The organism is Janthinobacterium glycogeni, from assembly GCF_051380725.1.
GTDB lineage: Bacteria > Pseudomonadota > Gammaproteobacteria > Burkholderiales > Burkholderiaceae_D > Janthinobacterium.
This window is the reverse complement of the sequence record NZ_JBNYXP010000004.1, coordinates 443,929-469,416: the sequence shown is the minus strand read 5'-3', so window position 1 is coordinate 469,416 and position 25,488 is coordinate 443,929. Positions and strand designations below refer to the sequence as shown.

Here is a 25,488-nt window from a genome sequence, read left to right as displayed (position 1 = left end):
AAAGATTTCCGCGCCGTCGCAACTCGCTACGACAAACGCGGACACAACTATCTGGCAGTCGTGATTATCGCAACAATGATTCTATGGCTCATCTGAAATCAGTCAGACAGACCCTAGCGGCTTACTTCTTCGCCTTCTTGCCGCCCTTTTCCTTTTCCTTTTCAAACACGGCAAAGAACTCGGACGCCATGGCGCGGATGGCGCGGCCGATATTCGCATAGTCGTATTCGTTCAGGTTGGCCAGCGACACGCGGCCGGACGGGTGCGTGGTGCCGAAGCCGCGGCCCGGCAACAAAATGACGCCCGTTTCCTCGGCCAGGCGGAACAGCGCCTCGTTCGGCTTCAGCTTTTTCAGCAGCCACTGCGAGAATTCCTCGCCATGCATCTGCGCGGCCAGCGATTCCATGTCCAGCAGGTGGTAGTAACGCACGGAATTGGCGTCGTGCACCATCGGCAAGCCCAGTTCGCGGTACAGCGCTTCCTTGCGGCGCAGCACGATGCGCTTCATCGACTGCTTGTACTTTTGCTCTTCATCCATCAGCGAGAACAAGGAGAATAAGGTCATCTGCGCCTGCACGGGCGTGGACAGGCCGGCCGTGTGGTTCAGCGCCACCGTGCGGCTGTCGGCCACCAGGCGGTCGATGAATTTCAGCTGGCGCGGTTCCGTCGTGATGGAATGGTAGCGCGCATCGAGCTGCTTCTTGATGGTTTCCGGCAACTTGGCAATCTTGTCGTCGAGCACATTGTTTTCATGCGTGGCCACCACGCCCATGCGCCAGCCCGTCGCGCCGAAGTATTTCGAGAACGAATACACGAGGATGGTGTTGAACGGGCAAATGGCGAACAGCGAGACGAAATTGTCGGCGAACGTGCCGTACACGTCATCGGTGAGAATGATCAGGTCGGGGCGCTTCTTGATGATCTTGGCGATGTATTCCAGGGTCTCGTCATCGATCTTGACGGATGGCGGATTGCTGGGGTTGACGAGGAAGAAAGCCTTCACTTTCGGGTCCAGCAGCTTGTCCAGCTCCTTCTTGGTGAATTGCCAGTTGTTCGATTGCGGCGCATCGATGTGCACGGTGTTCAGCTTGTAATCATTGAGCTGGGGAATTTCGATGTAGGGCGTGAAGATCGGCATGCCCAGGGCGATCGTGTCGCCTTCCTGGATGATGTGGTTCGATTTCAGGCTGGCGAACAGATACGTCATGGCCGCCGTGCCGCCTTCGACCGCGTACATGTCGAAGTTGCCGACGAATGGATGGTCGCCGATCATTTCGCGGTGAATATACTGGCCGACGATTTTCTCGGACAGGCGCAGCATGCGGTCCGGCACGGGGTAGTTGCAGCCGAGGATGGCTTCGCACATCTCATAGATGAAGTCGCCCGCGCTCAGGCCCAGCTGGTCGCGCACATACGACACGGCCGCCTCGATGAAATGCACGCCCGGGTTGCCTTCGTGCTTGCGCACGAAGATTTCAAAGCGCGCCTCGATGCCCTCGCGCGTGGGAAAGCCGCCCACGTCGTCCATGTACACATACGAGCGCTCCGCTTCCGTCATGGCGAACTGGCCGAACTGGAAGAAACCGTGGCGCGGCGTGGTGGCCAGGAAGTTCGGGTTGCCGCGGCCCGCATTGAGCATCAGGCGGTTGCTCTGCTTGGCCGTCTGGATCAGCGCATCCTTCAATTCGAAGGGGCTCAACAGGGCGAGTTTGCTTGGGTTACTGAAATCCATTTTTGCTACTCCTTATCAGACTGATAATTTTGAGGGTTCTTGCACAGGTTCTTGCACCTACATGCAGACTCAGACGAAGGCCACAATCAGCGGCCCCAGCAGGGTCAGGAAAACGTTGGCCAAGGCATACGTGATGGCAAACGGCACGGTGGGAATCGAGTTTTGCGCCGCGTTCAGCACTTCGCCGAACGCGGGATTGGCGCTGCGCGAGCCGGACAAGGCGCCCGCAAACACGGCCACGTTGTCATAGCGCAAGATGTAACGGCCGATCAGCATGGTCAAAATCATCGGCAGGATGGTCACCACCACGCCCACGCCAAACAGTGTCAGGCCGTGTTCGCGCACGGTTTGCACGGCTTGCAGGCCGGACGTAAGGCCGACGACGGCAACGAAGCCGGCCAGACCCAGATCCTTGAGGATTTGCACGGCGCCGCTGGGCATGTAGCCGAACGTCTGGCGCTTGGCACGGAACCAGCCGAATACGAGGCCCGACAGCAGCACGCCGCCGCCGCTGCCCAGTGTCAGCGGAATCGAACCGATGCGCGCCACCAGCAAGCCCACCAGCAGGCCGACGACGAGGCCGGCGCCCATGTAGACGAAGTCCGTCTTGGCGCTCGGCACGATCATGTAACCGACTTCGGCCGCCACGCGCTTGACGTCCTGCTCGGCGCCATAGATGGTCACCACATCGCCCGTCTGCACGACGGTTTCCGGCTGCATGGGCAGTAACTTGCCCATGCGGCTCAGCTGCACGACAAAGATGCCGTGACGCACGCCCGGCGCCGTCGCGCTGCGGATTTCGCCCACGGTTTTATTGTGGTAAGCCTTGTTGGTCAGCACCATGTCGCGGCGCTGCATTACCAGTTCCATGCCTTCGACGGCAAGCAATTCCTTGCCCAGCTGGGAAGACACGCTGAGCATGGCTTCGCGGCGGCCCACCAGCAGGACGATATCATCGGCCGCCAGCACCAGGTCCGGGCTGACGTCGATGATCTGGCCATTGCGTTTCACGCGCTCGATGGTGATGGCCGTGTTCGGATGAGCGCTTTCGATTTCCTCGACGGAGCGCCCGGCGCCAGGGCCCACGTCGTAGATGCGGCCGATCAGGTCGGGCGCGGCCGGCGTCTGCCCAGGTCCCAGCACCTGCACGCCCGCCTGCAGCGCCGTTTCCGCCTTGATCGCATCTTCGCGGATGGTGCGTCCCATGAGTTTAGGCAAGATGTTGACGCAGACGATGATGGCGCCAAACGAGCCGAACACATAGGTGACGGCATAGCCGACGGCCACGTTGCCCTGCAGGCGCGCCACCTCGTCGGCCGCCAGGCCCAGCTTGGTGATCGCATCGCCGGCCGTGCCGATGATGGCCGACTGCGTCAAGCCGCCCGCCGCCACGCCGGCCGCCAGGCCCTTGTCCAGGCCAAAGACCTTGGCCATGATGACCACCGTCAGCAGCGCCGTCACGGCCAGCACGACGGCCAGGATGATTTCGCGCACGGACTGGCGCCCCAGCGAATTGAAGAATTGCGGTCCGCTTTCATAGCCGACCGCGTAAATGAACAGGGCGAACAATACCGACTTGACGCCGGGATCGATGGCCACGCCTACCTGGCTGACGAGGACCGCCACCAGCAGTGAACCGGCGACCCCGCCCAGCTGGAACGAGCCGAACTTGATCTTGCCGATGTAGTAGCCCACTGCCAGGGAGAGAAACAAGGCAATTTCGGGCGACTTCTTGAATAACTCATGCAACCATTCCATGCGGACCGCCTTTCGTGTTGAAGGAATTCTTTACTGCCTGTGCTCTTGCAAGCTGCTCATGCGTGGACCGAGCCGGCCAGGGCCACGATGAGCGGCCCCAGCAAGGGCAGCACCACGTTCGAGATCGCATACGTGATCGTGTAGCCCAGCAAGGGCGTGGAATTGCCGGCCGCGTTCTGCACGGCCGACAAGGCTGGCGTGCTGCACTGCTGGCCGGCGATGGCGCCCAGCAGCACGGGCGCGTCCAGCTTGAGGAAAAAGTGACCCACCAGCAACGACAGCGAGGCGGGGATGACGGCGATCAGGACGCCCATCAGCGGCAGCGACAAGCCGTACTGGCGCACCAGCTCGATCGCTTGCGGTCCCGACGCCAGGCCCACGCAGGCGATGAAGGTGGCCAGGCCGATATCCTTCATCATGTCGAGCGCACTAGGGTGGATGCCCGGCATGCCCGGCTTTCTCGCCTGGTACCAGCCGAACACGAGTCCCGTCAGCAAGGCGCCGCCGCCCGTGCCCAGCGAAAACGGTATGCCGCCCAGCTTGGCGGTAAAGCCGCCGATATACACGCCGAGCACGATGCCGATGCTGGCGTAGACGATATTGCTGCGGTCGCCCGTGGGCACGCGCTTGCCGATGGCCGACAGCGCCGTGTTCAGTTCGCGGCCTTCCGTCGTGCCGTATAGGCGCAGCACGTCATCGCGCTGCAGGGCCAGGTCGGGCAGCGGCGGCATGCTGTGCTCGCCCCGGATGACGGCCGCCACATGCACGCCGGTGGGCAAGGCCAGCTGGCGCAAGGGCTGGCCCACGAGCGCGGCTTGCTGCAGCACCACTTCGACGGCGGAGACGGCCATGTTCAAGCCCGTCGTATCGGCAAATTCCTCGCCCAGGATGGCTTCGGCCGCCACCAGCGCGGGACGGTGGCCGATCACCAGCACTTCGTCGTTATTGCGCAGGCGCAGTGCCGGTTCCAAAGGCAAGACCTTGCCATGCCGGCGCACGCGCGTGATGCTGGCGCGGCCCGCAAAAATATGCTGCAAGGCATCGAGGCGGCGTCCCGCGCCCCGGCTGATGCGGTAAGCGCGGCCGACCATTTCCGGCGTCGCCTGCAAATCGTCGGCGCCCGCCTGCGCGCCGCCCATTTTTTCCCATAACTTGTCCGCTTCCTCGCGCAGGTTGACGCGCAACAACAGCGGAAAAATCTGGCTGGTGGCGATGACGATGGCGATCAGGCCGAAGATGTACGTGATGGAATACGCGGTGACCACATTGGCTTGCAGCTCGGCGATGCGGGCCGCCGGCAGCGCCAGCTTCGAGATCGCATCCGTGGCCGTGCCGACGACGGCCGATTCCGTCGCCGCGCCCGCCATCATGCCGGCCGCCGTGCCCTGGTCCAGGCCCAGGAACCGCGTGGCCAGCAGCACCAGCGCGAGCACCACCACCACTTCGATCAGGCACAGCAGCCCGAGGCGCAAGCCCTTGGCATTGAGGTTGGCAAAGAACTGGGGACCGCCCGCGTAGCCGAGGGCAAAGATGAACAACATGAAGAAAACGTTCTTGACGCTGGCGTCCAGGGTAATGCCCAGCTGGCCGATCAGCAGCGCGGCGATCAGGGTGCCGCACACGCCGCCGAGCTGGATGGGGCCGAAGCGTATCTGCCCTACCGCGTAGCCCAGCGCCAGTGCCAGGAACAAGGCCAGTTCCGGCACCTGGTGCAATACCGACGTGATCGACTCGAGCATGGGCAAACCTTCGAAAAGATAACGGATGGTTACAAGGGAACACAGCGTTCAGCGGCTGGCGGCAGCTTGCTGTTGAACGGACGCATGGTTGCCACGCGACAGCCATCATGGCGGCTTTCGCTGGGAAAGTGTTGCAAGATGGAATTATGTTCGGCGAAAATTTTATAAGTGTCAACAGGTGTTCTGTTGAACTCGTCTTGCGTTTCGTCAAACATCCTGCGCACGATTGGAGCGGTGGTTTGACACTGGTCAATAAAACTATTAGTAATGTTTTGGACGATACCAAAGTGTCTTGCGGGCCAACGGCGTCTCCTCCGGCAAGTCGGGATTGGCCAGTTCCAGCACGTGCCGACGGGACAGGTTCAGGCCCTGCGCAAGACGGCCGAAATGGCGTTGGAACAGCTGCGCAAAACTGCCATCGGCCAGCATGGTTTCCAGTCCTGTTTCAATGTGGCGCGCCAGTTCCGGCCGGTGCTTGCCGACAAAAAAGTACAGCGCGGCCGGGTAGCGGATGACCAGATGGGCGTCGAGCGCCAGCGGCAATTGCGCGTGACTGGCCAGCTCGCTTTGGGCCTCGATCACGGAGCGGGGAAAGTAGTCGATGCGCCCCGCCGCCAGTTGCTGGAACAGGCCTTCGTAGGTGCTCGAGGTATCGAGACGCAAGCCGTTCGCCTGCAGGATGGCGCAGTCGGGCCAGTCGCGCATCTGGCCGGCAGACAGCCGCGCCAGGGCGGCGATGCTGCGCACGCCGCGCAGCAGCTGCGGCCGGCGGGCATGGATCAGGGCCACGCGCCAGCCGATCAGGCCGCGGTCGATGGGTATGCGCACCGGCAGCAATTGCGTTTCGCGCGCCTGGCTCGTCATGGCCCAGACGACATCGACGCTGCCCGACGCCATGGCGATTTCCTGCATGGCACGCGTCTGCACCATGCGCAGTTCGGAGCGGCGCAAGGCATATGCCTGGCCCGACCGGGCCAGCGCCATTTGCAGCAAGGCCGTCACATAACCTTGCTGCGGATCATCGAGCGCCTGGTGGCGCGGATACACGAGCGGCAGCGGCGTGCCGGCGGCAGCGCCCAACGGCCACAGACCGGCAAGCATGAGCAGGGGGCGGCGCTGCATGGCCCCTCCTTTCCAGCGCTTTCATCAGCGTTCTTATCAGAATGACAGTATCGCGCAGCAGGGCACGCTTGTCGACTGGATTATGGAAACTGTGTACAAAACAACAGCAATTCAGGCGGGAGTGGAGGGGTGCGAATTAATCCAGATCAATAAAACCGTAAATAGAAAATAAATCTTGCGTGCTGCTCTGGACGGCATGCGCGCCCCTCGCCTACGCTGTTTTTTTATCTGAAAAACAAGAGGACCACATGCAGACAGCGCGCTTGAATATTATTGGAATGGATCACGAAGGCTGCGCCGACAGATTGACGGGCGCACTTGAGGCCGTCACGGGCGTGGCCACCGTCTGCGTCTCGCTGGCGCGCCACGGCGCCACGGTGCAATTTGACGAACGCCTGGCCACGCAGGAACGCTTGCTGGCCGCCGTCAATGACGCCGGCTTCATGGGCGAGGCGACCGATGAAGAACAGCTGGCCTCGTGCAGCGGCGCCTGCGGCCACTGCCGCCACTGAGCGCCGCCCCCTCCCCTTTTCCGCTCAGCCTCCCCGCGCGCCCCGGTCGCGCAAATGCGCCAGCACGCGGCGCGGTCCCAGCGCCTGCAAGTCGAACGGCGGCAATTCGATGGCGTCGAGCGTATTCTTGAACAGCAAGCCCAGCTCCGTATCGCCTTCCAGGCTCAAACGGCGGCTGAAGAACAGGGTATCCGGATCTTCCTGGCGCCGCGCCAGCAGCATCAAGTCATGCACGCTGGCGGCAATGCACAGGTCCGGCACGTCGACATAGCGTTCGGCCACGAAAACCGTGCCCTGCCACTCGAAATCGAAAGCGATACCCGCGTCCAGCAAGCGCAGGCGCAGGCTGCGCCCCTCCAGGCTGCAACGCACGTCGTCGGGCAATTGCGGCGCCAGCAGGCGGTTCAAGCCTTGCACGAACAGCCAGGAGGCGGGATACGGCGGCAGCTTGGACAGCAATTCGGCCAGCGGTTCGGGCAGCCGGTACGACACGGCGGGTTTACTCATGGGTGGCTTGGCCGGGACGGGCAATCGTTCCATTTGATCTTGCATGGTGCTTCCTTTCGATGCGTTCAATGGGCGGCGTGCTGTTCCATGCCGGGCTGGCCGTGCCAATAACCGTCGCAGGCGCCGGCCGGCTGGCATGCCGCCAGCTGGGCCTGGGCGCCGATGCCGCTGACCTGCCCCCGGCGGGCGCGGTCGAAGATGGCGATCACCTGTTCCGTATGCATGGCCTGCGGACTGATGCGCGCCACCGACACGCCCATGTCGCGCATGGCGTCGAGTTCGCGCACCAGGTTGTAGACGAGCGCCGACTGCGTCTGCGTGCCATTCAGGACGAGGAAGGGCACTTCGTCGCGCGTGCGCAGCAGCAGGCCGTCCGGCTCTTCCAGGCAGCTGTAGCCGCAGTCGTCCTTCGGCAGGTTGCGGTTGCGCGCCGTGAAGCAGCGCGCGGAAAACGCCAGCGGCATGCGGCCGTAGGCAAACACTTCCGTCTCCAGCCCTTCCGGTTTCTGGCGCTGCATCTCGGCCAGCGCCGTCTGCCCCATTTCCAGCGGCATCACCCAGCGCCGCGCGCCGAGGCGCGCCAGCAGCTGCAGGCTGGGGCCATTGAACAGGTTCAAATGGGGACCGGCGACGAAGGATGCGCCCTTTTCCATGCAATGCACGGCGCCCATGTCGTTGGCCTCGACGCCGTAGCGGCCATTGCCCGTGATGCGGCGCAGGGTGGCCAGTTCGGCGCCCGCCTCGATCAGCGCCTGCGTCGACAGCACCACTTCCTTGCCGGCGGCGGCCAGCATGTCGGCAATATCGAGCCAGTCGGCCAGGCGCAGCTCATGCCGGCGCGAGCAGACGGTTTCGCCCAGGTACACGATATCGACGGCGGTGCCGGCGATCTGCTGGTAAAACTCGAAGACGGTGGCGCGCGGCCAGTAGTACAGCAAGGGGCCCAATGAAAGCTTCAGCATGTTCATCCTTTATTTCCAAGATCTGTGGTACGCACCCAGTGTGTGCTGCTGGCCTTCGGCCAGCTTGTCCATGGCCGCCATCCAGCCCGGCTTGACGGCGTAGCGCGTATTGCCTTCGCGGCAGGCGTCGATCGCTTCGCGCCACACGCGCGTCACCTGCGCGACATAGGCAGGACTGCGCTGGCGCCCTTCGATCTTCACGGCGCGCACGCCCATGGCGATCAGCTGCGGCAGCAGCGCCAGCGTGTTCAGGCTGGCCGGCTCCTCGATGGCGTAATACTCTTCGTCGTTGACTTCGAAGCGCCCCTTGCACAGGGTCGGATAGCTGGCGTTTTCGCCCGGTGCGTAGCGGTCGATCAGCACGCCGTTCAGGCGCGATTCGAGACCGTTCGGCGTTTCCAGCCAGCGCACGGATTTCGCCGGCGAGCACACGCCGTGCGTGTTCGGCGCCTCGCCCGTCGCATACGACGACAGCGCGCAGCGTCCTTCGACCATCACGCACAGGCTGCCGAAGCCGAAGACCTCGATCTCGACGTCCGTCTTGGCGATCAATTGCTCGACCTGCGCCATCGACAGCACGCGCGGCAGCACGGCGCGGGCGATGCCGAAGTGTTCTTGGTAAAAATTGATCGCTTCATAGTTGGTGGCCGAGCCTTGCACGGACAGGTGCAGGCGCAGTTGCGGGTGATGCTCGCTCGCATACGCCATCAGGCCCGGATCGGCCACGATCATGGCGTCGATGCCGGCTTGCGCGGCGCGGTCGATGGCGCTGCGCCACACGGCCCAGTTGTGCGGCTGCGGATATGTATTCAGCGCCAGCAGCACCTTGCGTCCATATTGGTGGGCGTAGCGGACGCCCTCGGCGATGGCCTTCTCGTCGAAATTGAGGCCGGCGAAATTGCGCGCATTCGTGGCGTCGCGAAAGCCCAGGTACACGGTGTCGGCGCCATTGTCGATGGCCGCTTTCAAGGCGGGCAGGCTGCCGGCGGGGCAGACCAGTTCCAGCGGTCCGGCCACGCGGGTGGCGGTGGTTGATTCAAGCATCATGATGTTCACAGTCCTGTATCGGCTCAGGGTGCAGACTATAGCCCCGCCCATACGGCCCAGTCCTTGACGCAGGTGAAGGAATGCGTGCATGGCTGGCGCGCGTTCAACTTGCTTGACCTGGCTGTAAAATGCCTCCCTTTTCTCCCTCTTCGATTGACCGCCATGACCCGCAAACCGCTGCTGATTTTCCTGCTCACCCTGTTCCTCACCGCGCTGCAGGTGCAGTGGGCCGGTCCGGCCGATGGCTATGACGCAGGGACCATCTCCGTGCTGTCGCCGGAAGTGCTGGGCGCGTATCCGGGCGTGCTGCTGCTGTTCCTGCTGGCCGTGTTTGCGCGCCGCAAGATGCCGCTGCTGCGTCAGGCCGCCATCTGCACGGGCCTGCTGGCCGTCTACTGGCTGCTGGCGAACTACGTCACCTTCGACGCGCGCGTCGCCAGCTGGAGTACCTTCTCGCCGCTGGAAATCTGGGCGCACGTGCTGCCCGCCTCCGTCGCCAGCGTCGCCGCCTGCGGCGCCGCGTTCTTTTGCGCGAGCTGGCTGATCCTGCGCGAAACGCGCTGGAACAAAGGCGGCTGAGGTGTATTTTTCACCTGCATCAAGGATTCGTCACGCAACTGCACGCGCCCTTTGACGCCACTATATTTAGTGATTAATCTCCATAAAAACACCGCATGTTGTGTTTATTGGAGGTTTCATGACGACAAATGCAGTTTCCCCCACACGCGGCCAGGTCGATGTCGCCGCGTCCATCAATGAATACCTGGACCGGCGCGACTGGCGTGTCAACGCCAACGCCAACCAGGGTTACTCGCTGGGCGGCCTGATACTCAATGTGTCGGGCAAGGTCATCGCCAACTACTGGCTGGACCAGGTGTATCCGCCGGAAGTGGGCGCGGCGCACCGCGAGGCGGCGCTGCACATCCACGATCTCGACATGCTGGCCGGCTATTGCGCCGGCTGGTCGCTGCGCACCCTGCTGCATGAAGGCTTGAACGGCGTGCCGGGCAAGATCGAATCGGGCCCGCCGAAACACATGTCGAGCGCCATCGGCCAGATCGTCAATTTTCTCGGCACCCTGCAAAACGAATGGGCCGGCGCGCAGGCGTTCAGTTCCTTCGACACCTACATGGCGCCCTACATCCGCAAGGACGGCCTGCGCTACGAAGACGTGCGCCAGTACATGCAGGAGCTGATCTTCAACCTCAACGTGCCGTCGCGCTGGGGCACGCAGACGCCGTTCACCAACCTCACCTTCGACTGGGTCTGTCCGGACGATCTGCGCGAGCAGATTCCCGTCATCGCCGGCCAGGAAATGGACTTCAGCTATGGCGAGCTGCAGGCGGAAATGGACATGATCAACCGCGCCTACATCGAGATCATGATGGCGGGCGACGCCAAGGGCCGCGTCTTCACCTTCCCCATCCCCACCTATAACATCACCGAGGATTTCGACTGGCATAGCGAAAACGCGGAACGCCTGTTCGAAATGACGGCACGCTACGGCCTGCCCTACTTCCAGAATTTCATCAATTCGGAACTCAAGCCGAACATGATCCGCTCCATGTGCTGCCGATTGCAGCTGGACTTGCGCGAATTGCTGAAAAGGGGCAATGGCCTGTTCGGGTCCGCCGAGCAGACGGGCTCCCTGGGCGTGGTGACGATCAACTGCGCGCGCCTGGGCCATTTGTGGCGCGGCGACGAGCCAGCCTTGATGGCCGACCTGGACCGCCTGCTGGAACTGGGCAAGACCAGCCTGGAAATCAAGCGCCGCACCATCGAGGAACTGATGCAGCAAGGCCTGTTCCCGTACACGAAGCGCTACCTGGGCACCCTGCGCAACCACTTTTCCACCCTGGGCGTGAACGGCATCAACGAGATGATCCGCAATTTCAGCGGCGACGCCTGGGACATCACGACGCCCGAAGGCCACGCGCTGGCCGTGCGCCTGCTCGACCACGTGCGCGCCCGCATGGTGGCCTTCCAGGAAGAGACGGGCCATATGTACAACCTGGAAGCGACGCCGGCCGAAGGCACGACATACCGCTTCGCCCGCGAAGACCGCAAGCGCTATCCCGCCATCCTGCAGGCCGGCACCGTCGACAATCCGTATTACACGAACTCGTCGCAACTGCCCGTCGGCCACACGGACGACCCGTTCGAAGCGCTGGAATTGCAGGACGCGCTGCAGCGCAAGTACACGGGCGGCACGGTGCTGCATTTGTACATGACGGAAGCGCTGTCGGATGCGAACGCCTGCCGCGAGCTGGTAAAACGCGCCCTGAGCCGCTTCTCGCTGCCCTACATCACGGTCACGCCCACCTTTTCCATCTGCCCGCGCCACGGCTACCTGGCCGGCAAACATGAATTCTGTCCCACCTGCGACGCGGAACTGATCGCCCGCAAGCAGGCCCACATTGCTCCATCACTTGAGGAAACGCCATGAATGCACGTCCCGACTTCACTCCCGCCATCACCCTGCTCGACACCGAACGCCAGCGCTGCGAAATCTGGACGCGCGTGATGGGCTACCACCGCCCCGTCGCCTCGTTCAACATCGGCAAGCAGGGCGAATTCCACGAGCGCCAGTATTTTACGGAAGCGAGCGCCCGGGTTGGCCAGCCCGCCTGCCATGGCTGAGTTGAAAGTGGGCGGCCTGACGCCCTTTTCCGCCACCGACTATCCCGGCAAGCTGGCGGCGGTGGTGTTCGTGCAGGGCTGCCCCTGGCGTTGCGGCTATTGCCACAATCCGCACCTGCAGGCGCGCACGCCGGACGGCGCCATGCCGTGGCAGGACGTCCTGACCTGGCTGCGCCGCCGCGTGGGCCTGGTCGACGCCGTCGTCTTCAGCGGCGGCGAGGCGTGCATGGACCCGGCGCTGGCGCGGGCCATGCAGGACGTCAGGGAACTGGGTTTCGGCATCGGCCTGCACACGGCCTGCATTTATCCGCAGCGCCTGCAGGAAGTGCTGCCCCTGGTCGACTGGGTGGGTTTCGACATCAAGGCGCCGTTTGCCGACTATCGACATGTGACCCGCGTGGCCGGCAGCGGCGACCCCGCGCGCGCCTGCCTGGACGCCATTCTCGCCAGTGGCGTCGCCTACGAATGCCGCACCACCACCCACCCGGATCTGCTGCCGGACGAGCAGCTGCTGGCCCTGGCCGCCACCCTGGCCGCCAAAGGCGTCGACAACTACGTGCTGCAGCAATTCCGCGCCGAAGGCTGCGCAGACGCGGCGCTGGCCGGCCGCCCCCTGCACGGCTATCCGGCGGCGGACACGGTGGCGCAAATCGGCGCCATGTTTCCCCGTTTTACATTCCGTAATCATGGCAGTTGATCCTGCCGCCACATAATTATTGAAAGTCCCGCAAAATTCCCCGTTCTGCAACGCTGAAATGTCTTGCGTGCTGTAATGTATCAACTGTGCCGCGCACCATGCGCGGCCCGTCAGATTCCTCACACAGCATTACAGATAAGCGTCATCCATGAACGATTTCACCGCAGTCAGTCCAGGCATCCCTTCCACCCACGCCGACATCCTGTACGGCCCGCCGCGACCGGATTTGCTGCGCGAGGAAGTGCTGGCCGACCTGCTGGAAGCGACGGCGCGCCGCTGCCCGCAGCAGACCGCCCTGATCGACGGCGCGCGCCGCATCACGTATGCGCAACTCGATGCCCAGGCGGGCCTGGCGGCGTCGCGCCTGGCGGCGGCCGGCGTCAAGCCCGGCGACATCGTGGGCCTGTGGCTGCCGCGCGGCGCCAATCTGCTGCTGATGCAGGCGGCCATCGCCAAGGCGGGCGCCGCCTGGCTGCCCGTCGATGAAGACACGCCCGTCGAGCGCCTGCAAGTGTGCCTCGACGACGCCAATGGCTTTGGTGTCGTCAGCTGCGCGCAGTTCGCGCCACGCCTGGAGCAGGCCGGCATCGAGCGTCCCGTATGGACGGCGGAAAGCCTGCTGGCGCCCGCCGCGCCGGGCGAACACCTGCCCGCGCGCGGCACCGTCTTGCCCGACCACCCGGCATACGTAATCTACACGTCCGGTTCCACCGGCAAGCCCAAGGGCATATTGATCAATCAACGCAGCATCTGCCACTTCCTGCGCAGCGAAAACGCCGTGCTGGAAGTGACGCAAAGCGACACCGTCTACCAGGGATTTTCCGTCGCCTTCGACATGTCGTTCGAGGAAATCTGGATCGCCTATCTGGTGGGCGCCACCCTGTGGCTCGGTCCCAAAGAGATTTCGGGCGACCCGGAAGCCTTGCCGCGCGCGCTGGCCGAGAACAAGGTAACCGTTCTCCACGCCGTGCCGACCCTGCTGGCCCTGTTCGCCGAGGAAGTACCGAGCCTGCGCCTGATCAACCTGGGCGGCGAGATGTGCCCCGAGTCCCTGGTCGAGCGCTGGTCGCGCCCGGGCCGCGCCATGTTCAACACCTATGGCCCCACGGAAGCGACCGTCTCGTGCAGCCTGGCGCGATTGCGGCCCGGCGAGCCCGTCACCATCGGCACGCCGCTGCCCAACTATGGCTTGCTGGTGCTGCAAGTGGCCGAGCCGGGAGAAAACCGTCCCTTGACATTGCTGGCGCGCGGCGAGACGGGTGAGCTGTGCATCATCGGCCCCGGCCTGGCCGAGGGTTATCTGGGCCGGCCCGACCTGACGGTGGAAAAATTCCTGCCCAATCCGTGGGCGACCAGCGACGACGACGCGCGCCTGTACCGCACGGGCGACCTGGCCCGCATCGATGCCGACGGCCAGGTGCTGTGCCTGGGCCGCGCCGACGACCAGGTGAAGATACGCGGCTTCCGCGTGGAACTGGGCGAGATCGAAGCCGTGCTGGCGCAGCAGCCGGGCGTGGGCACGGTGGCCGTCCTGCTGCGCAAGGATGACGGCATCGACCAGCTGGTAGCCTACATCGTCGGCAGCGACGAGGCGCCCGACGACGCCCTGGCGGCGAAAACCCTGCGCGCGGCCCTGAACCTGCACCTGCCGCCCTACATGGTGCCGGGACGTTTCGAGCTGCTGCCGCTGATGCCGCGCCTGACCTCGGGAAAAATCGACCGGAAAGCCTTGAAAGCCATGCCCCTGTCCGCGCCGCCCCCGGGCGAGGCGGGCGAATCGGACGTGCCGGAAACGCCGGCCGAAGCGGCCCTGTTCGCGGCGCTGGCCAAGCTGTTCCCCGGCCAGGCCATCTTGCGCCAGCTGGACTTCTTCAGCGACCTTGGCGGCCATTCCTTCCTGGCCGCGCGCCTGGCGTCCGCCTTGCGCGCCGATCCGGCCTATGCCCACATGACGGTGCGCGACATTTACCAGAACCGGCAGATCGGCAAGATCGCCGCCGTGCTGAACGAGGCGCCCGCGCTGGCCACGCCGGAAGCGCAGTGGACGCCGCCGTCGACCCTGAAGCGCTGGATCTGCGGCGCGGCCCAGGCGGCGGCCGTGCCTGGCCTCGTCACCCTGCGCATGGCGCAGTGGATGGCGCCGTTCTTCACCTACCACTTCTTCACGGGCGACACGGGCGACACCGTGCCGCGCGCCATCGCCGCCTCGATCGGCGTGTTCCTGCTCGCGACCCTGGCCGAATTTGCCATCGCGATTGCCGGCAAGTGGCTGATCGCCGGCCGTTTGAAGCCGGGCAGCTATCCGCTCTGGGGGCTGACATACTACCGCTGGTGGCTGGCCGACCGTCTGGTCGAATCGGCGCCCGCGTATCTGCTCAGCGGCTCTTCGCTGAACAGCTGGTGGCTGCGCGCGCTGGGCGCGAAAGTGGGCAAGGAAGTGGTCATCGGCTCGATGACCCTGCGCGCGCCCGACCTGCTGGCCATCGGCGACAACGTCAGCGTGGGCAATGCCGTCAACTTTGAAAACGCCCGGGTGGAGCGGGGCCGTTTGCTGCTGGGCCAGATCAGCATCGGCGACGATGCCTGCATCAGCTCATACGCGATCATGGAAGGCAATACCAAAGTAGGCGAGTTTGGCCACCTGGAGGGTCAATCGGCGCTGGCCGACGGCGCTTCGGTGCCGGCCGGCCGCGTCTGGACGGGTTCTCCCGCCCGCGATATCGGCCCCTATGACCGGACCAGCCAGCCGCCGCGCCCCGCCGTCTCGCGCCTGCGCCTGACGGGCGAAACCCTGTTCTTCTGCTACGGCATGGTGCTCATCGCCGTGCTGTTCTTCATGCCCGTCTTCCCCAGCTTCGTGCTGATCGACTGGTTCGACGAACGCGAAATGATGCCGTGGCTGCAGGGGCGCGACGTGACGACCCAGCTGGCCCGCTACTTCCTGCTGGCCTTCCCCGCCAGCGCCGTGCTGATCGTGCTCACGGCCCTGCTGTCGGCCGCCATCCGCTGGGGCGCGCTGCCGCGCCTGAAGCCGGGCAGCTCGCCCGTCCACAGCAATATATATTGCGCCAAGTGGCTGGTCAGCCATATCCAGGAATCGAGCCTGAACGTGCTGCACGGTATTTACGCCACCGTGTACGCGCCGTACTGGTACCGCCTGCTGGGCGCCAAGGTCGGCAAGGGCGCCGAGATTTCCACGGCGCTGGGCGTGGTGCCCGACATGCTGACCCTGGGCGATGACACCTTCATCGCCGACGCCGTCATGCTGGGCGACGAGCAGATCGACGGCGGCTGGATGACCATGCGCCCCACCGTCGTCTCGCACCGCAGCTTTGTCGGCAACGGCAGCTATATCCCGGACGGCACCGTGCTGCCCGAACACGTGCTGATCGGCGTGCACACGCATGCGCCGCGCAATGAACAGATGCACAGCGGCGACACGTGGCTCGGTTCCCCGCCCATGCACCTGCCCGCGCGCGAACAGGTGAGCGGCTTTGCCGAGCACCTGACGTTCAAGCCGTCGCTGCTGCGCCGCCTGGGCCGCAGCCTGATCGAAGCCTTCCGCATCGTCGCGCCGCACGCCGTGGTGATCGCCGTCGGCTATACGCTGGTGCTGGACGTGATGCCGATCGCGGGCGCCGGACGCTGGGGCGAAGTGGTGAGCGACCTGGCCATCGCCGGCATCGCCTACGGCATCGGCAATTTCCTGGTCGTCGTGCTGTTCAAGTGGCTGCTGCTGGGACGTTACCGCAAGCATGCGGCGCCAATGTGGACGCCGTTCGTGTGGATTTCGGAAGGCGTGACGAACCTGTACGAAGGCATCGCCGTGCCCAACTTCATGCGCTACCTGCGCGGCACGCCGTGGCTGCCGCTGGCCTTCCGCCTGTTCGGCTGCAAGATCGGCCGCGGCGTCTACATGGACACGACCGACATCACGGAATTCGACTGCGTGCACATCGGCGACTACAGCGAACTGAATGCCCTCACCTGCCCGCAAACGCATCTGTTCGAAGACCGCGTGATGAAGATCGACCACGTGGAGATCGGCCAGCGCGTCTACATGGGCCCGCGCAGCTCCGTGCTGTACAGCGCCAAGGTGGGCGACAATGCGCGCCTGGGACCGTTGACCCTGGTGATGAAGGGCGAGCACATCCCCGCCGGCAGCAACTGGGCGGGCTGCCCGGCGGCGCCGCTGCGCAGCTGATGGATTTTACGGTGCTCTGGTCAGGGGACGGCGTGCTGGTGATCGGCATTGCGCCGCCGCCGTCCCGCATGGAAGCGCGCGCGCACCTGCGCCAGGCCGTGCGCGAAGCGGCGGCCCGGTGGCTGAAGATGGATATCGGGGCGATTGCGGTGGAGTCCACGCCAGGCGCCCCTCCGCGCCTGCTGCTGGCCGGCCGCGCAGTCAGCCTGTCGTTCAGCCATGACGAGGGCATCTCGCTGGCCGCCGTCCATCTGCATGGCCCTGTCGGCATCGACGTGATGCGCGTGCAGGATATTGCCGACTGGTTCATGCTGGCGCGCGATTACCTTGGGCCGCAGGTGGCGCAGGAGCTGGCCTCCATGCCCGATCCACAGCGTCCTTTCGCCCTGGCGCAGGCATGGACGGCGCGCGAGGCGGTGCTCAAGTGCGCGGGATTGCCGTTGACGGAGTGGGATGGGACCGCGCCAGCCTGCTGCCTGCAGGCTTTGCCATTGCCAGCCCCCTACGTGGCAAGCCTCGCGTATTAATCTTCCGTGCCATGTCCAGCTCCACCGATCTGGACGAAAATCAGTTTTACGATAATACTGACGAGCAGTCCCAGTACCCCGATCAATTCCAGCATGGTCTTTCCTTTGCAGTGGCAGCAGACCAGGCCACTGTAGCCTGAATGCCGGGGCCAGGCCAATATCAAATCAGGCAGTCTCCGATCTCGAAAAGGCATACGATTGATTTCCATCAGACAGTTCCGCTACTTTGTCGAAGTCGTCGATGCGGGCAGCTATTCGCGCGCGGCGGAAAAGCTGTACATCGCGCAATCGGCCCTGAGCCGGCAAATCAAGGAGCTCGAAAGCGAGGTGCAAGCCCTGCTGCTCACGCGCGACGCGCGCCATATCGAACTCACGCCTGCGGGACAGCTATTTTATGAACGCGCCAGGCGCATTCTGGACGACATCGAGGAAACCGTGCGCCAGACGCGCCACGTGGGACAAGGCGCGCAAGGCATCATCCGCCTGCTGCATTCGAGCTCCGTCACCCTCACGCCCGCCATCGGCGCCGTGCTGAACCGCCTGCTGGCGCAGTTCCCCGGCGTTTCGCTCGATGTATCGAAGGGATCGTCGGAGAACCAGGCGGCAGACATCGAGGAAGGCCGCGCCGACCTGGGCCTCGTGCGCCTGCCCACCTTGCGCAAGCATGCCAACATCGTCGTGCGCGAACTGTACGCGGAAAAGCTGGTGGTGGCCGTGTCATCGGCTTCGCCGCTGGCCGCGCTGGAACGCACGACGATCGCCGCCCTGCGCGACGAGGCGTTCGTCTCGATCCCGCACAAGGACCGCGGCGGCCTCAGCTACCTGGTGGCGGGCCTGTGCCTGGCGCAGGGCTTCTTCCCGAAAGCGGCGCGCGCCCTGTCACGCAAGACTTCGCAGCTGAACCTGATCGAAGCCAATATGGGCATCGCCATCGTCCCCGACAGCATGCGCCTGGTGGCGCCGCCCGGCGTGCGTTTTATCGCCCTGCCGGACGAGGAATCGCACTCCGTCGTCGGCCTGATCTCGCCGCGCGCGGCCAGCGGCATGGTGGCCGCGTTTACGGAAGCATTCGTGCGCGAAATGGGCAAACTGCCGGCCGTTTAGCCTTCCGCATACAGCGCCGCATCCACGTCGCGCACGGCCGCCATCAACAAGGCCAGCTTCATGACATCGAGCTGGCCGTCCGTGCGCACGCGCGAGCACAGGTCGATGCCGTAGGGGCGCACCTGGCGCAGCGCCTCCATCACGTTGTTCGCATCGAGGCCACCGGCCAGGAAAACGGGACGGGGGCTGGCGCGCACGAAGCGCGCGCTGACGGACCAGTCATGCGTGCGGCCCGTGCCGCCCAACTCCGGCACAGCCGCGCCGGGGCGGCCCGAGTCGAGCAAAAAAGCGTGGACATGGGGTGCATAGGCGGGGATCAGCGCCAAAGCCTCCGGTCCCTCCACGTGGATCACCTGTACGCGCCGCACGTGCGGCAGCAGGCGCGCCAGCTGCGCCACTTCGGCCGGGTCGATATGGCTGACGATCTGCACGGTGGACGGCTGCGTGGCGCGCACGTGTTCGGCGATGGCTGCCGCCGTCGTCTCGGACGTCAGCAGGAAGGTGGCCACGGGCGGCGGCGTCCATGCGGCGATCTGCGCGATGCGCGCGTCGGGAATCGGGCCGGGGCCGGACGGCATGGCGGCCACCAGGCCCAGCGCGTCGGCGCCGGCGGCAATGGCCAGTTGCGCTTCGTCGATGGAAGCGATGCAGCAGATCTTGATGCGGGTTCTCATGGCCTTGCGTACTCCGTCGGGATGATCAACATTACAACACAGGGCGGCGCGCGCGCCAAGACACGCCGTCAAGACCGTGCACGATTGTGTGCCAGAATGGGGACCTGCCCACTTTCCGAGGAACCCATGGCCGACTACAAGAACCCCAGCTACGTGGCCCGCTCCATGCACCCGCGTTTCGATGAACTGACGTCACCCGGCGAAGCCGTGCCGTATTCGGGCATCTACCGCTGCGACGGCTGCGCGCACGAGATCGTGTCGACGGAAGGCCACGTCATGCCGCCGCAAAACCACCATCAGCACAGCAGCGAGCAGGGCGCGATCCGCTGGCGCCTGATCGTCAGCCCGCGCTGATTGACACGCGCCGGGCGGCGGACGATACTTGATTGATCCCGGATCGCCATTGGAACGTCACTGGAACACCAGCATGCGCATCGTCGACTTTGAAGTCCGCAAGGAGTGCCCGCCGCAGCTATGCGACTGCGAGCGCGAGCGGCTGCTCGACGATCCGCAGGCGGACCTGTCCATCCTGCGCCTGAACCTGACGGAAGAAAAGCGCCTGCTGGCGCACATCGACGGCATCGCCACGCACGCGCAGCTGCGGAAGCTGCAACTGCTGTTAAAGAAAAACCTGGGCGTGGAATTGCAGATTGCCCCCGGCAGCGGCGAAGTGCGCACCGTGCGCGGCTTCCAGATCCGCCTGCTGGAGCGCCCTGGCCTGTGCCGCAAGACGCGCGCCGCCATTCCGGCCGCCGTGCGCCGCTGCCTGGCCGCGCATCCCGAGATCGCGTTTGCGATCTTGAATGAAAACGACTTGCTCGGTGGGGTGTGAGCCGGGTAGGTCGGATTAGCGGAGCGTAATCCGACATCACCATATACGCCAACGATGTTGTCGGATTACGCGCTCACGCGCTAATCCGACCTACGCCGTCACTGGGGTCTGACCCCGGTTTTACGCTGCGCGTATCTCGATCACTTTCTTGCCTTTCGCCGCGCGCGCCCTTAACTGCCCGCATCCCCCTTCGACGTCCTGACCGGCCGAATCGCGCAATTTGGTCAGCACGCCGCGCGCGTGCAAGGCGGCGGCGATGGCCCGCGCCTTGTCCCAGCTGGGGCGCCTGAACGGCAAGTCATCGATCGTGTTATATGGAATCATATTGAGCACCGCGTACTTGCCCTGCAGGAGCGCCACGATGCCGTCCATCTCATCCTCGCCATCGTTGACGCCTTCCATCAGGGTCCATTGATACTGCACCGGGTAGCCGGTCAGGCGCGCATACGATTCGCCGAAGTCCACCAGCTCGCGCGGGGTGAGCCTGGGCGCGCGCGGCAGCAGCTGTTCGCGCAGCGCCGGCTTGGTGGTGTGCAGGGACAGGGCCAGCGCCGGCTTGACGCGCCCCTGCGGCAGGCGCTCGAAGGCGCGCGGGTCGCCCACAGTGGAAAACACAAGGTTCTTGTGGCCGATATTGCCCTCGGTGCCCAGCAGTTCGATCGCTTCCATCACATTGTTCAGGTTATGCGCCGGTTCGCCCATGCCCATGAAGACGACTTTTTTCACCGGGCGCAAGGTGCGCGCCAGCACCACCTGGGCGACGATTTCGCCGCTGGTCACTTGCCGGATCAAGCCGTCGCGGCCCGTCATGCAGAACTGGCAGCCGACGGCGCAACCGACCTGGCTCGACACGCACAGGCCGTCGCGCGGCAGCAGCACGCTTTCCACCGTCTGGCCGTCGTGCAGCCCCACCAGCAGGCGCGCCGAACCGTCCGCGCCCGGATGGGTGCTGAGCAGTTTCAGCATGCCCTGCAAGTCGGCGTCCAGCGCAGGCAAGGCCTCGCGCACGGGCAGCGGCAAAAAGTCTTCGGCGCGGCGCCGGCCCTGGTCGTGCGGCTGGCCCTGTATCCAGTCGCGCAGCACGCGCTGTTCGTGCAGGGGCTTGGCGCCCAAGGCGCGCAGGCGCTGGCGGAGATGGTCGATTTGCATGGCGTCTGAAATAAAAAACGGCGCGCCGGCAACAATGCGAGGCGCGCCGCGAATGGCAAGGAAAAGTCTTACACTTTCTTGACGAATTCCGTCTTCAGGCTCATGGAGCCGAAGCCGTCGATCTTGCAGTCGATATCGTGGTCGCTGTCGACCAGGCGGATGTTCTTGACCTTGGTGCCCATCTTGACGACACCGCCGCCGCCCTTCAATTTCAAGTCCTTGATGACGCTGACCGTGTCGCCATCCTGCAGGATATTGCCGGCCGCATCGCGGTACACGCGGGCGCCCTCTTCCGCCGCTTCGCCAGCCGTGGCCGACCATTCATGCGCGCATTCAGGGCAGATCAACTGGCTGCCGTCTTCGTACGTGAATTCGGATTGGCATTGCGGGCATGGTGGTAATGTGCTCATTTTCTTCTCTGTCTGGTGAACAGCGCGTGCTGTAAAAGCCGACATTATACGGCCTACGCCCCGCATCAACGGGCTTTTTTCCCCATCATTGTCAAGGCCGGCGAATAATCTCAATGGTGCTGTGGACAATTTCCTCGTGGATGCCGATGCGCGCGCGCAGTTCGGCGGCCGTCAATGCGGCGTCGCGGCTGACGACGGACAAGGCGCACGAATACAGCTGCTTGCCGACGCGCCACACGTGCAGGTCGACGATGCGCGGCGTATCGCCGGCGCTTTCCACTTCCACCGCCTCGCGGATTTCCACCACCACGGGGTGGTCCATCTCGCGGTCCAGCAAGACCTTGCCCGTCTCCTGCATCAGCTTTTTCGCCCACAGCGCCACCAGCACGGCGCCCGCGATGCCCATCACGGGATCGAGCCAGCGCCAGCCATAAGCCCACGCGCCGGCCAGCGCGGCGATGGCCAGCACGGAGGTGGCGGCGTCGGCCAGCACGTGGATGTACGCGGCCTTCATGTTCAGGTCTTCGCCATGGTGGTGGCCGTGGTGGCCGTGGTGGTCATGGTGGTCATGGTGGTCATGGTGGTCGTGGCCGTGATCATGGTGGTGGTCGTGGTGGCCGCCGAGGATCAGTGCGCACACGAGGTTGACAGCCAGGCCGAAGGCCGCCACCGCCATCGCCTGCGGATAGTGGATGGGCTGCGGCGAGAACAGGCGCTCGACGGAAGCGGCCACCATCAGCACGGCCACGCCCAGCAGCAGGATGGCGCTGGTGTAGCCGGCCAGCACTTCGATCTTCCACGTGCCGAAGGCGAAGCGGGGATCGCGCGCATAGCGGCGCGCGGCCGCATACGCAAACGCGGCCAGGCCGATGGCCAGCGCGTGCGAACTCATATGCCAGCCGTCGGCCAGCAGGGCCATGGAGTTGTACCACCAGCCGGCGACGATTTCCAGCACCATGGTGGCCAGGGTGATCCACATGACGATGCGCGCGCGGCGTTCCGCCTTGTCGCTGGCGGCGCCAAAAACGTGATCATGCTGCCAGGCGGAGAGGTCTTCGCTGAGGGATTGCGTTTGCATGACGTGCTCCTTATTTCAGGTAGGTGCGCAGGATGCCCGCGATCTCGTCGGCGCCCCTGGCCCGCTCGTCGCCGCAGATATCGGGACTGGCCACGTGCTCGCGCAAGTGCTCTTCGATCACTTCGGCCATCAGGCCATTGACGGCGCCGCGCACGGCGGCGATCAGTTGCAGCACTTCGCCGCAGTCGCGGCCCTCGTCCAGACCCCGCTCCAGGCCTTCCACCTGTCCCCTGATGCGCTTCACGCGATTGAGCAGCCTGGTCTTGTTGTGCGCCGTGTGGCCCATGATTCACCCCGATAAATACTATAGGGGGGTATACTATCAGAGAGATCCGGGTGGCGCGATTTTTTGCAGCTTGCTGGCCAGCGAGGCGTCGGACAATTCGCCCAGGTGGGTATCGACCAGCCGCCCCTGCGCGTCATAGAACAGGGTGGTGGGCAGGGCCGAGGAACCGGCCGCCTTGCCCAGCGCCGCCTCGCCGTCGAGCACCACGTTGCGCAGGGTCGCGCCGCTCCTGTCCAGGAAAGCGGTGGCGGCCGCCGCATCCTCGCGCTGGTTCGCATACACGAAGACGATGTCGGCGCGCGCCTGCTGCGCGGCGGCCAGCACGGGCATCTCGCGCCGGCATGGCGGGCACCAGCTGGCCCACAGGTTGACCACCATGGGCTTGCCGCCGGCCAGCGCCGTCAGGTTCGTCGGCGCGCCATCGAGCGCCTGCAGGACTACGACCGGCAAGGCCGCCGGCTTGTCGTACGCCGGCGAGATCCCTGCGCCCAGCACGCCCCAGACCAGTGCGCCAGCCGCGACGCTGACGCCGAGAGGACGGCGCATGGCCGCCATGGCGGGACGCCGGCAGCGCCACGCGGCGATGGCCAGCGCGGCGGCGATGCCGGCCGGCGCCAAAAACCCGCCGTCGCGGATATTGATGATGGACCCGGGCGCGGCCAGATACTGTTCGTGCCAGAGCAGCACGAACGCCAGCCGCGCCGCCAGCAGGCCGGCGATCAGCATGTCGGAAACGAGCGGACCGGCATCGGGCAGTTGCCGATACCGCCGCAGCCACCACGCCGTGCCGTAGGCGACGCACAGGGAAACGAACAACAGGACCAGGCCCGTGGGCAGGACCAGGGGGCCGATTTGCAGGGACAGCATGGGCGCTCGCTATAACATCGAATGGATGGCCATTCTGCCCCATGCGGATTAAGCAGGCGTTAATCCGGCATCAAAAATCGGCCAGCGCCTCCTTGCGCACGAAATGCATGGCTTGCGGCTCGTCCACCAGCACGCACTGCTTGCCCGTGCGCTTGCAATGGTCATGCACGCGCCAGTAGGCGTCGTGGCTGACGCAGCCCGTCTGGCAAATCACCAGGTCGGCCGCCACGAGACCGGCTTCCAGCGCCGCCGCGTCGTCGGCGCCGTCATCGCCGCCCCCGTGGTGCAGGAAGCGCCCGCCGGCCTGTTCGATGGCCAGCTGCGCCGCGCTGGCGCCGGCGGCATCCAGGCCCGGCGCCAGGCTTGAATAATTGCCCACATACAGCACGGCCTTTTCACGCACGTCGGCCCGCAAACCTGGCGCCGGCAGCCACTGCAGGCGCAGCAACTCGCGCATCAGGTCCTGCACGCGCTCGCTGAGCCACTCGACCTTGCGGGCCAGCCGGGCGCGCGTCGGCAAGCCCGGCACGCTGGCCGCCAGGTCGGCCAATGCGTCGCGCGCCAGCGCCAGCTGCGTATCGCGGATCACGACCTGCGCCCGCGCGCGCATCAATTCCGACTCCAGCTGCGCGATGCGGGCCGCCTGCGCCGCCAGCTGCGCACTGCAACGCGCCTGCGCCCGCCCATATTCGCCCATCAGCACGCGATGCTCATGCGCGATCGCGTCCTCGTTGCCATGCCTACTGCCCATCATGCCCTCCTTCACCGCCCGTGGCGCCCTGGCGCCAGCCCATGCTACCCCCATTGCCCGCATTATAAATGAGAATCATTATTATTTGCGCATGCACATGTGCGCAGCAGGGGTATGCGGTGGCCGCCAGCGTCACGCAGTCGGCGGGCAAGACAGCAGGCGCTGCCATACGTCGTCCTGCACTGCGCGCACATGCCGCAGGCCGTCGGGACCACGATAGATATCCAGCGTATTTGGCCACGCCATATCGATGAACAACTGCCGTGCCGGATCGATCAGCAGTGACTGGCCCACATAGTTCCCCTTGATCTCGCCCTTGTTCACGCTCAGCAGGCGCGCGCCGCCGGCAAGCGCCCGCTCGTCCAGCGCCACGCCGCTGCGCTCGGCCACATCGCGCAGCCAGCGCTCGCGCCAGTGCGCCTGCTCCTCGAACTGTCCCGTTGGCGGCCGGTCGAGCTTGACGACGGCCGCCACGGGACCGTCTATGCCTGCTTGCAGCGAAAATCCCATGCGTTCCTGCAATTCGACCGTGTAGGCCTCGCCCTTGAAGTCGATCTGGTAGCGCCCCGTCCCGTCCTGTACCAGCAGGTCGGCCTGATGATAGGCAGGCTTGACGCAATTGGCGTACTGATAAACGAGCACGTCCAGGAACGGCGGCGCGGCCGGGGTGGATGCCGCCATGGCGGGCGACAGGCTGGCGCACAGGGCCACGGCGGCCGCGTATTTCATCTTGCTCATGCTTGCTCCTGTTCACGTAAAAAGACGATGGCGGCCGAAAAACACCTGCGGCACGCCATCGAGCCGCTCATATTAACTATTTTGAATATTTCTTTCTGGCACACGATTCAACTGAATCGCGCTTGTTCGATCACTATTTCTGGTGTGTAATC

Annotated in this window: 25 protein-coding genes; 10 read left to right on the top strand and 15 right to left on the bottom strand. The window is 64.8% G+C overall.

The features are described 5' to 3' along the window. Positions 1–121 precede the first annotated feature (121 nt). The 4 genes from ACQ4W4_RS13035 to ACQ4W4_RS13020 all read right to left on the bottom strand — a co-directional run bounded on the left by ACQ4W4_RS13035 (position 122) and on the right by ACQ4W4_RS13020 (position 6,351). Positions 122–1,732, bottom strand: coding sequence for a bifunctional aspartate transaminase/aspartate 4-decarboxylase (locus ACQ4W4_RS13035; protein WP_436542340.1), 1,611 nt, complete (start codon positions 1,730–1,732; stop codon positions 122–124). Between the two features lie 69 nt (positions 1,733–1,801). After that, complete coding sequence (gene aspT, locus ACQ4W4_RS13030; RefSeq protein WP_436542339.1) at positions 1,802–3,490, bottom strand: aspartate-alanine antiporter; 1,689 nt, start codon at positions 3,488–3,490, stop codon at positions 1,802–1,804. A 56-nt stretch (positions 3,491–3,546) separates the two neighbouring features. Continuing rightward, entirely contained in the window at positions 3,547–5,229 is a 1,683-nt protein-coding gene (gene aspT, locus ACQ4W4_RS13025) for an aspartate-alanine antiporter (RefSeq protein ID WP_436542338.1), read from the bottom strand. A gap of 261 nt (positions 5,230–5,490) precedes the next feature. Next, positions 5,491–6,351: a substrate-binding periplasmic protein gene (locus ACQ4W4_RS13020; RefSeq protein ID WP_436542337.1), complete on the bottom strand. Its 861-nt coding sequence runs from the start codon at positions 6,349–6,351 to the stop codon at positions 5,491–5,493. A gap of 248 nt (positions 6,352–6,599) precedes the next feature. Between ACQ4W4_RS13020 and ACQ4W4_RS13015 the strand changes: the two genes are divergently transcribed. Next, positions 6,600–6,863: a heavy-metal-associated domain-containing protein gene (locus ACQ4W4_RS13015; RefSeq protein ID WP_077402408.1), complete on the top strand. Its 264-nt coding sequence runs from the start codon at positions 6,600–6,602 to the stop codon at positions 6,861–6,863. Positions 6,864–6,887: 24 nt separating this feature from the next. On the opposite strand, the gene ubiT is transcribed toward ACQ4W4_RS13015, so the two are convergent. The 3 genes from ubiT to ubiU are packed head-to-tail and all read right to left on the bottom strand — an operon-like array spanning position 6,888 to position 9,379. Beyond that, positions 6,888–7,415 carry a ubiquinone anaerobic biosynthesis accessory factor UbiT gene (gene ubiT, locus ACQ4W4_RS13010; RefSeq protein ID WP_436542336.1) on the bottom strand — a complete coding sequence of 176 codons (528 nt, stop codon included), beginning with the start codon at positions 7,413–7,415 and terminating at the stop codon, positions 6,888–6,890. 20 nt (positions 7,416–7,435) lie between these two features. Next, a complete protein-coding gene (ubiV, locus tag ACQ4W4_RS13005; RefSeq protein ID WP_070311932.1) occupies positions 7,436–8,332 on the bottom strand; it encodes a ubiquinone anaerobic biosynthesis protein UbiV in 897 nt (298 codons plus the stop codon). Between the two features lie 9 nt (positions 8,333–8,341). Then, positions 8,342–9,379, bottom strand: coding sequence for a ubiquinone anaerobic biosynthesis protein UbiU (ubiU, locus tag ACQ4W4_RS13000; RefSeq protein ID WP_436542335.1), 1,038 nt, complete (start codon positions 9,377–9,379; stop codon positions 8,342–8,344). Between the two features lie 162 nt (positions 9,380–9,541). Between ubiU and ACQ4W4_RS12995 the strand changes: the two genes are divergently transcribed. The 7 genes from ACQ4W4_RS12995 (at position 9,542) to ACQ4W4_RS12965 (ending at position 18,551) form a co-directional block, all read left to right on the top strand. Then, a complete protein-coding gene (locus ACQ4W4_RS12995) occupies positions 9,542–9,958 on the top strand; it encodes a hypothetical protein (protein WP_436542334.1) in 417 nt (138 codons plus the stop codon). Between the two features lie 118 nt (positions 9,959–10,076). Continuing rightward, on the top strand, positions 10,077–11,825 hold the full coding sequence (locus tag ACQ4W4_RS12990) for a ribonucleoside triphosphate reductase (protein WP_436542333.1): 1,749 nt from the start codon (positions 10,077–10,079) through the stop codon (positions 11,823–11,825). After that, entirely contained in the window at positions 11,822–12,019 is a 198-nt protein-coding gene (nrdD, locus tag ACQ4W4_RS12985) for an anaerobic ribonucleoside-triphosphate reductase (protein ID WP_086147637.1), read from the top strand. Before ACQ4W4_RS12990 ends, nrdD begins: the two co-directional genes overlap by 4 nt. Next, a complete protein-coding gene (locus ACQ4W4_RS12980) occupies positions 12,012–12,716 on the top strand; it encodes an anaerobic ribonucleoside-triphosphate reductase activating protein (RefSeq protein WP_436542332.1) in 705 nt (234 codons plus the stop codon). Before nrdD ends, ACQ4W4_RS12980 begins: the two co-directional genes overlap by 8 nt. 148 nt (positions 12,717–12,864) lie before the next feature. Beyond that, on the top strand, positions 12,865–16,920 hold the full coding sequence (locus ACQ4W4_RS12975; protein WP_436542331.1) for a Pls/PosA family non-ribosomal peptide synthetase: 4,056 nt from the start codon (positions 12,865–12,867) through the stop codon (positions 16,918–16,920). 11 nt (positions 16,921–16,931) lie between these two features. Further along, positions 16,932–17,447, top strand: coding sequence for a 4'-phosphopantetheinyl transferase family protein (locus ACQ4W4_RS12970; RefSeq protein WP_436542330.1), 516 nt, complete (start codon positions 16,932–16,934; stop codon positions 17,445–17,447). Positions 17,448–17,645: 198 nt separating this feature from the next. Further along, positions 17,646–18,551: a LysR family transcriptional regulator gene (locus tag ACQ4W4_RS12965; protein WP_436542329.1), complete on the top strand. Its 906-nt coding sequence runs from the start codon at positions 17,646–17,648 to the stop codon at positions 18,549–18,551. Here the strand turns inward: ACQ4W4_RS12965 and ACQ4W4_RS12960 are convergent. Beyond that, positions 18,548–19,225, bottom strand: coding sequence for a phosphoribosylanthranilate isomerase (locus ACQ4W4_RS12960; protein WP_436542328.1), 678 nt, complete (start codon positions 19,223–19,225; stop codon positions 18,548–18,550). The genes ACQ4W4_RS12965 and ACQ4W4_RS12960 overlap by 4 nt on opposite strands. A gap of 126 nt (positions 19,226–19,351) precedes the next feature. Between ACQ4W4_RS12960 and ACQ4W4_RS12955 the strand changes: the two genes are divergently transcribed. Beyond that, positions 19,352–19,579, top strand: a complete 228-nt coding sequence (locus tag ACQ4W4_RS12955; RefSeq protein ID WP_070218305.1) for a hypothetical protein — start codon at positions 19,352–19,354, stop codon at positions 19,577–19,579. Positions 19,580–19,652: 73 nt separating this feature from the next. Continuing rightward, entirely contained in the window at positions 19,653–20,057 is a 405-nt protein-coding gene (locus tag ACQ4W4_RS12950) for a hypothetical protein (RefSeq protein ID WP_436542327.1), read from the top strand. A gap of 120 nt (positions 20,058–20,177) precedes the next feature. Here the strand turns inward: ACQ4W4_RS12950 and ACQ4W4_RS12945 are convergent, their stop codons facing one another. The 7 genes from ACQ4W4_RS12945 to ACQ4W4_RS12915 form a co-directional block, all read right to left on the bottom strand. Next, complete coding sequence (locus ACQ4W4_RS12945) at positions 20,178–21,206, bottom strand: RNA methyltransferase (RefSeq protein WP_436542326.1); 1,029 nt, start codon at positions 21,204–21,206, stop codon at positions 20,178–20,180. Positions 21,207–21,274: 68 nt separating this feature from the next. Then, positions 21,275–21,616 carry a zinc ribbon domain-containing protein YjdM gene (locus tag ACQ4W4_RS12940; protein WP_436542325.1) on the bottom strand — a complete coding sequence of 114 codons (342 nt, stop codon included), beginning with the start codon at positions 21,614–21,616 and terminating at the stop codon, positions 21,275–21,277. Positions 21,617–21,707: 91 nt separating this feature from the next. After that, complete coding sequence (gene dmeF, locus ACQ4W4_RS12935; RefSeq protein ID WP_436542324.1) at positions 21,708–22,694, bottom strand: CDF family Co(II)/Ni(II) efflux transporter DmeF; 987 nt, start codon at positions 22,692–22,694, stop codon at positions 21,708–21,710. Positions 22,695–22,704: 10 nt separating this feature from the next. Beyond that, positions 22,705–22,980 (bottom strand): metal/formaldehyde-sensitive transcriptional repressor, encoded by a 276-nt coding sequence (locus ACQ4W4_RS12930; RefSeq protein ID WP_436542323.1) that lies wholly within the window; start codon positions 22,978–22,980, stop codon positions 22,705–22,707. Positions 22,981–23,016: 36 nt separating this feature from the next. Further along, on the bottom strand, positions 23,017–23,847 hold the full coding sequence (locus tag ACQ4W4_RS12925; RefSeq protein ID WP_436542322.1) for a TlpA family protein disulfide reductase: 831 nt from the start codon (positions 23,845–23,847) through the stop codon (positions 23,017–23,019). Between the two features lie 70 nt (positions 23,848–23,917). Further along, positions 23,918–24,601 carry a DUF2325 domain-containing protein gene (locus tag ACQ4W4_RS12920; RefSeq protein WP_436542321.1) on the bottom strand — a complete coding sequence of 228 codons (684 nt, stop codon included), beginning with the start codon at positions 24,599–24,601 and terminating at the stop codon, positions 23,918–23,920. 129 nt (positions 24,602–24,730) lie between these two features. Continuing rightward, on the bottom strand, positions 24,731–25,336 hold the full coding sequence (locus ACQ4W4_RS12915) for a hypothetical protein (protein WP_436542320.1): 606 nt from the start codon (positions 25,334–25,336) through the stop codon (positions 24,731–24,733). Positions 25,337–25,488 lie beyond the last annotated feature (152 nt).

What these genes read in the sequence shown, in the direction of transcription:
- ACQ4W4_RS13035 (WP_436542340.1), bottom strand. Translation starts at nt 1,732, where the DNA reads ATGGATTTCAGTAACCCAAGCAAACTCGCCCTGTTGAGCCCCTTCGAA.
- aspT (WP_436542339.1), bottom strand. Translation starts at nt 3,490, where the DNA reads ATGGAATGGTTGCATGAGTTATTCAAGAAGTCGCCCGAAATTGCCTTG.
- aspT (WP_436542338.1), bottom strand. Translation starts at nt 5,229, where the DNA reads ATGCTCGAGTCGATCACGTCGGTATTGCACCAGGTGCCGGAACTGGCC.
- ACQ4W4_RS13020 (WP_436542337.1), bottom strand. Translation starts at nt 6,351, where the DNA reads ATGCAGCGCCGCCCCCTGCTCATGCTTGCCGGTCTGTGGCCGTTGGGC.
- ACQ4W4_RS13015 (WP_077402408.1), top strand. Translation starts at nt 6,600, where the DNA reads ATGCAGACAGCGCGCTTGAATATTATTGGAATGGATCACGAAGGCTGC.
- ubiT (WP_436542336.1), bottom strand. Translation starts at nt 7,415, where the DNA reads ATGCAAGATCAAATGGAACGATTGCCCGTCCCGGCCAAGCCACCCATG.
- ubiV (WP_070311932.1), bottom strand. Translation starts at nt 8,332, where the DNA reads ATGCTGAAGCTTTCATTGGGCCCCTTGCTGTACTACTGGCCGCGCGCC.
- ubiU (WP_436542335.1), bottom strand. Translation starts at nt 9,379, where the DNA reads ATGATGCTTGAATCAACCACCGCCACCCGCGTGGCCGGACCGCTGGAA.
- ACQ4W4_RS12995 (WP_436542334.1), top strand. Translation starts at nt 9,542, where the DNA reads ATGACCCGCAAACCGCTGCTGATTTTCCTGCTCACCCTGTTCCTCACC.
- ACQ4W4_RS12990 (WP_436542333.1), top strand. Translation starts at nt 10,077, where the DNA reads ATGACGACAAATGCAGTTTCCCCCACACGCGGCCAGGTCGATGTCGCC.
- nrdD (WP_086147637.1), top strand. Translation starts at nt 11,822, where the DNA reads ATGAATGCACGTCCCGACTTCACTCCCGCCATCACCCTGCTCGACACC.
- ACQ4W4_RS12980 (WP_436542332.1), top strand. Translation starts at nt 12,012, where the DNA reads ATGGCTGAGTTGAAAGTGGGCGGCCTGACGCCCTTTTCCGCCACCGAC.
- ACQ4W4_RS12975 (WP_436542331.1), top strand. Translation starts at nt 12,865, where the DNA reads ATGAACGATTTCACCGCAGTCAGTCCAGGCATCCCTTCCACCCACGCC.
- ACQ4W4_RS12960 (WP_436542328.1), bottom strand. Translation starts at nt 19,225, where the DNA reads ATGAGAACCCGCATCAAGATCTGCTGCATCGCTTCCATCGACGAAGCG.
- ACQ4W4_RS12955 (WP_070218305.1), top strand. Translation starts at nt 19,352, where the DNA reads ATGGCCGACTACAAGAACCCCAGCTACGTGGCCCGCTCCATGCACCCG.
- ACQ4W4_RS12950 (WP_436542327.1), top strand. Translation starts at nt 19,653, where the DNA reads ATGCGCATCGTCGACTTTGAAGTCCGCAAGGAGTGCCCGCCGCAGCTA.
- ACQ4W4_RS12945 (WP_436542326.1), bottom strand. Translation starts at nt 21,206, where the DNA reads ATGCAAATCGACCATCTCCGCCAGCGCCTGCGCGCCTTGGGCGCCAAG.
- ACQ4W4_RS12940 (WP_436542325.1), bottom strand. Translation starts at nt 21,616, where the DNA reads ATGAGCACATTACCACCATGCCCGCAATGCCAATCCGAATTCACGTAC.
- dmeF (WP_436542324.1), bottom strand. Translation starts at nt 22,694, where the DNA reads ATGCAAACGCAATCCCTCAGCGAAGACCTCTCCGCCTGGCAGCATGAT.
- ACQ4W4_RS12930 (WP_436542323.1), bottom strand. Translation starts at nt 22,980, where the DNA reads ATGGGCCACACGGCGCACAACAAGACCAGGCTGCTCAATCGCGTGAAG.
- ACQ4W4_RS12925 (WP_436542322.1), bottom strand. Translation starts at nt 23,847, where the DNA reads ATGCTGTCCCTGCAAATCGGCCCCCTGGTCCTGCCCACGGGCCTGGTC.
- ACQ4W4_RS12920 (WP_436542321.1), bottom strand. Translation starts at nt 24,601, where the DNA reads ATGATGGGCAGTAGGCATGGCAACGAGGACGCGATCGCGCATGAGCAT.
- ACQ4W4_RS12915 (WP_436542320.1), bottom strand. Translation starts at nt 25,336, where the DNA reads ATGAGCAAGATGAAATACGCGGCCGCCGTGGCCCTGTGCGCCAGCCTG.